Raw genomic sequence first — 1396 nt, 5'->3', positions numbered from 1 at the left:
GGACGTGTCAGTGACTTTGTGTAAGTCCCCGGGGGTTACCTGGTGTTGAGCCGGTCCTCGAAGAACAGTGAGAACTGGTTCAGCGCCTTCTTCCAGTGTGCAGCGACGTGGTTGACATCGCTCGCCTTGGGGGTGATCAGCTCGCGCACCGCGAGGTAGAGCACCTTCAGCGCGGCCTGTTCAGAGGGGAAATGCCCGCGGTTGCGGGTGGTCTTCCGCAGCCGGGCGTTGATCGATTCGATCAGGTTCGTCGAATAGACGACCTTCCTTATCTCCGGAGGGAATGCCAGGTAAGGCGTGAACTCGCTCCACGCGGCCTGCCAGGTCCGCACGACCGCCGGGTAGCGTTGGCCCAGCTCCGAGGCGGTGAACTCCTCCAGTGCCTGCTCGGCGGCCTGTTCGGTCGGCGACGTGTAGATCGCCTTCAACGCCGGAACGAGCTTGGGGTGGTCACGGCTCGACGTGAGACGGAGCGAGGCCCGAATCAAGTGGATCACGCACGTTTGGACCGTCGCCCTGGGCCAGGTCGCAGTGACGGCCTCGGGGAGGCCCTTGAGTCCGTCGCAGGCGACGATGCACACGTCCTCCACCCCGCGGTTGCGCAGTTCGGTGAGCACCGTCATCCAGGTCGTGGCGCCTTCGCCTCCGTCGCCGACCCACAGGCCGAGGACGTCCTTGCGGCCGTCCATGTCGACGCCTACGGCGAGGTAGACCGGCCTGGAAACCACCGATCCAGAACGGATCTTGATCCATAGGGCGTCGATGTAGATGATCGGCCAGACCGCGTCCAGCGGCCGGTTCTGCCAGGCGGCGAGCTCGTCGGCGACGGCATCGGTGACCTTGCTGATCAGGTCCGGTGAGACCTCCACGCCATAGACGCCGGCCAGGTGCGAACGGATGTCGCGCACGCTCATGCCACGGGCGTAGAGCGACAGGATCCGCTCGTCGAACCCCGCCAGCCGCCTCGCGTGCTTGGGCACCAGCTGCGGCTCGAAGGACCCCTCGCGATCCCGCGGAACCGCCACCGTCACCGCACCCGCGTCGGTAAGCACGGTCTTCGGCGAGGTGCCATTGCGGCTGTTGCCCGAGCCGCGGCCCGCCGGATCGTGCTTCTCGTAACCCAGGTGCTCGGTCATCTCGGCTTCCAGGGCACGCTCCAGCACCGCACGGGTCACCTCGGTCAGCAGCCCGCCCTCGCCCAGCAGGGCCGCCCCTGAGGCGTCGGCACGATCCATCAGCCGCTCGACGACCTCGTCCACCAGCTTCTGCTCGACCGCCTCGGCGGCCGGGGTTTCCTTGTCTGCCATGTCCGTCCGTCCCGGCTGGTCAAGGCTCCAGGGCTGGGCCTCGGCCAGCCTGTCACATCACGGACTTACACGATCTTTCAGACACGCTC

General features: G+C 66.6%; 1 protein-coding gene. It reads right to left on the bottom strand.

What is annotated here, in order from left to right; genetic code table 11:
- Positions 1-35: 35 nt before the first annotated feature.
- Entirely contained in the window at positions 36-1307 is a 1272-nt protein-coding gene (locus ACFY2Z_RS41675) for an IS256 family transposase (RefSeq protein ID WP_390749201.1), read from the bottom strand.
- Positions 1308-1396: the final 89 nt, after the last annotated feature.

The sequence above is a fragment of the Streptomyces sp. NPDC001222 genome, from assembly GCF_042896945.1.
In the GTDB taxonomy this organism is placed as follows: Bacteria; Actinomycetota; Actinomycetes; order Streptomycetales; family Streptomycetaceae; genus Streptomyces; species Streptomyces gibsoniae.
This window is presented reverse-complemented; position numbering and strand designations above follow the sequence as displayed.

Bases quoted from the DNA above. Each gene is read 5' to 3' on its own strand.
- ACFY2Z_RS41675 (WP_390749201.1), bottom strand. From the start codon at position 1,307: ATGGCAGACAAGGAAACCCCGGCCGCCGAGGCGGTCGAGCAGAAGCTG.